A 6,000-nucleotide genomic window follows, 5' to 3' on the forward strand; every position below is an offset into this window, starting at 1 on the left:
CGGATCCCGCCGCCGACCCTCCCCCCTTTGTTCCCGCCGACCGGAGGACCTCCATGCCTCAGTCTGACCTCAAGGCCTTACTGTCCGTCGCCCACCACGCTGTTGATGCGGCCGTCGACTACGTGCTGTCTCAGCCGGTGACGGGGATTCGGAGCAAAGGCGGCCGGGAGATCGTGACCGACATCGACGAGGCCGTGGAGCACCTGGTCCGCGACCGGTTGCTGCGGGACACTCCTGACCTGGGGTTCCTCGGGGAAGAAACGGGAGCTACGGGCGACTCCGCCACCTACTGGGTGCTCGACCCGGTGGATGGCACCACGAACTTCTCCCACGGCTTGCCGTTGAACGCGGTGGCGCTCGGGCTGATCCACGACGAGCAGCCGGTGCTCGGTGTGATCGCGCTGCCGTTCCTCGGCAGACGCTACTGGGCGGCCCGCGGGCACGGCGCCTACCGGGACCACACCCAGATCACCGTGTCGGAAACGACCGATATTTCGCGGGCCTTGGTGGCGCTCAGCAGTTACGGCGGTTGGGCTGACTTCCCGGTACGCGACCTGCTCTCCGCGGAACTGGACCGGGTCCTGTCCGCGCGCGCCCAAGGGGTGCGCCGCCTGGGCGCCACAGCCGTGGACCTCGTGTTTGTGGCCGAGGGCGCGTTGGACGTCAGCGTCACCTTGGGCAACCGCCCGTGGGACACGGCGGCGGGGACCGTAATCGCCCGCGAGGCTGGTGCGGTGGTGGTGGACAGCGACGGCAGCCCGCACACCCTGCGGTCCAAGTGCACGGTCGCGGTGACTCCTGGGCTGCGTGACGCCGTGCTCCCGCTGCTCGCGGTAGCCCGCCACACCCCGTACTGGCCTGCCGCAGCAGACTGACCCGGGCCCGCGGGGAAGCCGGTGACGGGGCGGGCACAGCGCCGCACCCTTGTGGGGGTATCGGCCTGGTAGGAGCGAGCGCAAGGGGGAACGGCGCACTGGCCGTGTAGCTGCGCCAGAATAGTCGGGCCAAAAGACGGTTCAGGAGTTCTCTGCTGACGGGGGCTTGCGAAGAGTACGGGGGCATGCCGGGGTGCTGGAGCTGGACGGGGTGCGGCACATTCTGCTGCGGTCGGCGCGGGATGCGTCCCATGGAGTGGGGTGCCCGCAAGGGATCGAGCTTGCGCAGTGGTCGGACTGTGCTGCGCGGCGGGCTGGGGTCTGCCGCGCTACGAAGCGGACTGCAGCGTGTCGGGAAGGCACCGTAGCGCGGGACACTCCGCTGCGACGTCTGTGGATGTCTGCGGCCGGTTCCGGAGAGCGCGGGGCGGCTGCGGCGGGCTGTGGGCTGGACTGGTGACCCTCTTCCCGACCGGGTCTCCCGGTTTTATTCGGAAAGGTATCGAAAATTTTCGAACAGGGAAAACCGCCGCGCAAGCCGAAGAAAGACGGTCGGAGGCGGGGGAAGAGGCGCGTAGATCTGATGTTCTTCACGAACTTTTGACCAGGGAAATTTCCGGAATCTTCCGGAATCTATTGACAACTCCATAGAATCGGGCGAACACTGTCGGTATCGACAGCTCTTGCCCGCTGTCGAGCCAGGTCAGCTACTGCGGCCTGGGTCCGGTCGTCGACGACTCGACGTGTGGCTCACCTAGCCGCGTCATCCCCGACGCCGAGGAGCGGCGACCACTGACCCCGGTCATCGCCCCCCACCAGGTCGCAGGATGCTCCCTGGTCCCCTCCAGCCCGTACAAGGAGGAAACACCCACAATGAACCATGCCCCCGCCAGTCTGAAGAGCCGGAGACGCTTCCGGCCCAGACTGCTCATCGGCAAGGCGTTCGCCGCGGCACTCGTCGCGGTCGTCACGATGATCCCCAGTACTGCCGCCCACGCGGCCGTGACCTCCAACGAGACCGGGTACCACGACGGGTACTTCTACTCGTTCTGGACCGACGCGCCCGGAACGGTCTCCATGGAGCTGGGCCCTGGCGGAAACTACAGCACCTCCTGGCGGAACACCGGGAACTTCGTCGCCGGTAAGGGATGGGCCACCGGTGGCCGCCGGACCGTGACCTACTCCGCCAGCTTCAACCCGTCGGGTAACGCCTACCTGACCCTCTACGGGTGGACGCGGAACCCGCTCGTGGAGTACTACATCGTCGAAAGCTGGGGCACCTACCGGCCCACCGGTACCTACATGGGCACGGTGACCACCGACGGTGGTACCTACGACATCTACAAGACCACGCGGTACAACGCGCCCTCCATCGAAGGCACCCGGACCTTCGACCAGTACTGGAGCGTCCGCCAGTCCAAGCGGACCAGCGGTACCATCACCGCGGGGAACCACTTCGACGCGTGGGCCCGCCACGGTATGCACCTCGGAACCCACGACTACATGATCATGGCGACCGAGGGCTACCAGAGCAGCGGATCCTCCAACGTGACGTTGGGCACCAGCGGCGGTGACAACCCCGGTGGGGGCAACCCCCCCGGTGGCGGCAACCCCCCCGGTGGCGGTGGCTGCACGGCGACGCTGTCCGCGGGCCAGCAGTGGAACGACCGCTACAACCTCAACGTCAACGTCAGCGGCTCCAACAACTGGACCGTGACCGTGAACGTTCCGTGGCCGGCGAGGATCATCGCCACCTGGAACATCCACGCCAGCTACCCGGACTCCCAGACCTTGGTTGCCCGGCCTAACGGCAACGGCAACAACTGGGGCATGACGATCATGCACAACGGCAACTGGACGTGGCCCACGGTGTCCTGCAGCGCCAACTAGTCCTGCCGGATAACCCCAGCTGTGGCGCGGCGGTTCAGGGGGCCGCCGCGCCACACCCGCGAGCAGAGCACTCCGCTCGCGGATTGGTCCGGGAATGCGGTGTGCGCTGGCCCTCCCCCCACGAAAGGGCCGGCGCACGGTCATCCCGCCGGCGAGCCGCGGCGTTCCCTCACCCGTGGCACCGGTACCCAGGGTCTTCCAGGGGATGAACAGCGAACACAGACCCCCGAGGGGATAAGGGGAAACGCACGGGGCCCGCTGCGACAGCAGCGGGCCCCGTTGCATGGATTCTGACGGTCGGAAGCCACCGCAGCCACCCCCTGGTCTTGCGCGCCGGGCAATGGTGGCGACCGCGGTATGCGCGCGCTGCCCACGAGCGGATTACCGCTCGGTAATGGCGATCCGCCGCGGCTTGAGCGCCTTGCTCTTGGGGATCCGCACGGTCAAAACCCCCTGGGACAAGGTCGCGTCCACCCCGTCAGGGTCGATGTCCCGCGGCAGGGTGACCGCGTAGTGGAACCGGCCGACGCTGCGGGTGCGGTGGCGGAACCAGCCCTCGCGCTCCCGCTCCTTGCGTTCTCCCGTGATCACCAGTTCCGTCCCGGACAGGTCGATGCTGATGTCCTCGCGGGAGACACCCGGGACTTCCACCTCGACCAGGTAGGCGTCCTCGGTCTCGGACAGGTCAGCCAGCGGCGACCAGCTCAACGGGTCCGCGGTGAGGCCGGAAGTCCGCTCCAGCACCGAATCCATCCACCGATGCAGCTGCGTGTGGAGTTCGTTCAGCTCCCGAAACGGGTCCCATCCGGTTGTCGGCTGAGAAGAACGGACGACGGGCAGTGCCATGTCTGTACCTCCTCGAACTCGTTGGTGACCGCCGGGAGGCGGTGGGTTCAGGTGCGGAGGCCTTGCGGCCTTGCGCCGGTGATCATCCCCAAATTTGAGTCCCATAAACTCAACTTTGTTGAGTGTGTTGCGTGTCACTGGTGGGGGAGGGGTGGGTCTCCCCACCAAGCCCAGCTGGAGTCGGCTGGTCGACAGCACCCCACCGACGCGCCGCGCACCGCGCAGTCGACCACGCCCCTGCCCGTGCAGGTGCATTCGCAGAACTACCGCTGGGCCGCGCCCATCAACCAGGACGAACGGGCCTCTCACCCGTGCCATGAGTCGGGGACCAGCGCACCAGGCCGTCTAGGAGACCACGACCTCGACCGCACTACCGCACGCCAGGAGGAGAACGGGACACGCTAGGCCCAGGCCTGCTGCGGTGGACGCCGTGCACTCCATGCCCCGAAGCCGCCCACGGCCGCCGAGCCGCCCGCGCGGCCACCCCAGTGGCACCAGCACCGACCGAGCCCCAAGGCCACCCGGACCCACGGCGCCCCTGAGCACCGTATTTAGCGCTCTTCAAATTCGGTTTTTACATTCTTAGTTGTCTCTTAGCGTCTACCTAGTTGAATTATCGGGGATCTGCGTAGATCATTCTTATTGAAAACAAAAACTTTTCTCCCGGTGTGCAGACGTTTATTTTTATTGGCAGTCCACCAAAGCGAACCTCGTGATCTCAATGGGTGCGGAATCTTATTTTCAGAAACTCGTGGATGGCCTTGCAGCGGTCCGGTCCACCGTCGTGGCAGGAGACCCCAGAGCCACAGAACGCCAGCGCTCTCTTGGGAAACTGACCGTACGGGAGCGGATCGACCTCCTGCTCGATAAAGACTCGTTCCACGAGATCGGATCTTTCCGGCGGCACCGTTCCGTGGGGTTCGGAATAGAGAACAAAAGACCGCACACCGACGGAGTCGTCACGGGATGGGGACGCGTCTACGGGAGAAAAGTTTTCGTCTACGCGCACGACTTCCGGATTTTCGGCGGATCTCTCGGAGAAGCGCACGCAGAAAAGATCCAAAAAATCATGGACCTCGCCTACGAGGCCGGCGCACCCGTGGTCGGGCTCAACGACGGGGCAGGGGCACGGATCCAGGAAGGAGTGGGGGCCCTCGCCGGATACGGCGGGATCTTCTCCCGCAACGTCCGCGCCTCAGGCGTCATCCCCCAGATCAGCGTCATCCTAGGGCCCTGCGCGGGAGGCGCCGCCTACTCGCCGGCCCTCACCGACTTCGTCTTCATGGTCCGCGGTATCGCGCAAATGTTCGTGACCGGGCCCGACGTGGTCCGTGCCGTCACCGGCGAAGAAATCACCCAAGAGGAACTCGGCGGTGCCGACACCCACAGCAGCGTGTCCGGAGTCGCGCACTTCGCCTACGACAACGAGCACGCCTGCCTCACCGACGTGCGCTACCTGCTGAGCCTCCTCCCCAGCAACAACCGGGAACTGCCACCCCACCTGCCCACCGACGACCCGCCCGACCGCCCTTGCACCCGGATCAGCAGCATCGTGCCCCCCGACCCCGCCAAGCCCTACGACGTTCGCGACGTCATCGCCGACATCGTCGACGAGGGCGACTTCTTCGAAGTCCACGAGGCATGGGCCCCCAACATCGTGTGCGCTCTCGCCAGGCTCGACGGGCATGTGGTCGGTGTCGTCGCCAACCAGCCGACCCACCTCGCCGGCGTGCTCGACATCCACGCCAGCGAGAAAGCGGCACGGTTCGTCCAATTCTGCGACGCCTTCAACATTCCCCTCGTCACCCTCGTGGACGTTCCCGGGTTCATGCCGGGCACCGCTCAAGAGCACGGAGGCATCATCCGGCACGGCGCCAAACTCCTCTACTCCTACTGCAACGCGACAGTGCCCCGCGTCCAAGTCGTCATGCGGAAGTCCTACGGCGGCGCCCACATCGTCATGGACTCCCTCTCCATCGGATCCGACATCTCCCTGGCCTGGCCCACCAACGAGATCGCGGTGATGGGCGCTGAAGGCGCAGCCAACGTGGTCTTCCGCAAAGAAATCGCCGCAGCAGAGGACCCCGACGCCGTCCGGGCCCGCAAGATCGCCCAATACCGCGAAGAACTCATGCACCCCCACTACGCGGCAGAACGCGGCTTCGTTGACGAGCTCATCGACCCCGCCCACACCCGGTCGGCACTCATCAGCGCACTCGCCGCCCTCCGCGGCAAACACGCCGAACGCCCCGACCGGAAACACGGCAACCAGCCCACCTAAGACACGGAGCAGCGCATGGCGGCCCACCGAGAACACCGAACACCAGACCCCCGGACTCCTCCCACCCCCCCCCGCGCCCCCCCCCCCCCCCCCCCCGCTGCCCGCGCC

4 protein-coding genes are annotated in these 6,000 nt (G+C 66.4%); 3 read left to right on the forward strand and 1 reads right to left on the reverse strand.

Annotated features, from left to right (window positions below; all coding sequences use genetic code 11):
* Positions 1 to 53 precede the first annotated feature (53 nt).
* A complete protein-coding gene (locus CW348_RS13060) occupies positions 54 to 875 on the forward strand; it encodes an inositol monophosphatase family protein (RefSeq protein ID WP_011291659.1) in 822 nt (273 codons plus the stop codon).
* 873 nt (positions 876 to 1,748) lie between these two features.
* Positions 1,749 to 2,765 (forward strand): glycoside hydrolase family 11 protein, encoded by a 1,017-nt coding sequence (locus tag CW348_RS13065; RefSeq protein ID WP_016188539.1) that lies wholly within the window; start codon positions 1,749 to 1,751, stop codon positions 2,763 to 2,765.
* A gap of 381 nt (positions 2,766 to 3,146) precedes the next feature.
* Here CW348_RS13065 and CW348_RS13070 read toward each other — a convergent pair whose 3' ends face one another.
* Positions 3,147 to 3,611, reverse strand: coding sequence for an Hsp20/alpha crystallin family protein (locus CW348_RS13070; protein ID WP_016188540.1), 465 nt, complete (start codon positions 3,609 to 3,611; stop codon positions 3,147 to 3,149).
* A 721-nt stretch (positions 3,612 to 4,332) separates the two neighbouring features.
* Between CW348_RS13070 and CW348_RS13075 the strand changes: the two genes are divergently transcribed.
* Complete coding sequence (locus CW348_RS13075) at positions 4,333 to 5,892, forward strand: acyl-CoA carboxylase subunit beta (protein WP_104612903.1); 1,560 nt, start codon at positions 4,333 to 4,335, stop codon at positions 5,890 to 5,892.
* Positions 5,893 to 6,000 lie beyond the last annotated feature (108 nt).

Origin of the sequence: Thermobifida sp. (assembly GCF_017577275.1) — a bacterium.
GTDB classification, from domain to species: Bacteria; Actinomycetota; Actinomycetes; order Streptosporangiales; family Streptosporangiaceae; genus Thermobifida; species Thermobifida fusca.

Bases quoted from the DNA above. Each gene is read 5' to 3' on its own strand.
- CW348_RS13060 (WP_011291659.1), top strand. From the start codon at position 54: ATGCCTCAGTCTGACCTCAAGGCCTTACTGTCCGTCGCCCACCACGCT.
- CW348_RS13065 (WP_016188539.1), top strand. From the start codon at position 1,749: ATGAACCATGCCCCCGCCAGTCTGAAGAGCCGGAGACGCTTCCGGCCC.
- CW348_RS13070 (WP_016188540.1), bottom strand. From the start codon at position 3,611: ATGGCACTGCCCGTCGTCCGTTCTTCTCAGCCGACAACCGGATGGGAC.
- CW348_RS13075 (WP_104612903.1), top strand. From the start codon at position 4,333: ATGGGTGCGGAATCTTATTTTCAGAAACTCGTGGATGGCCTTGCAGCG.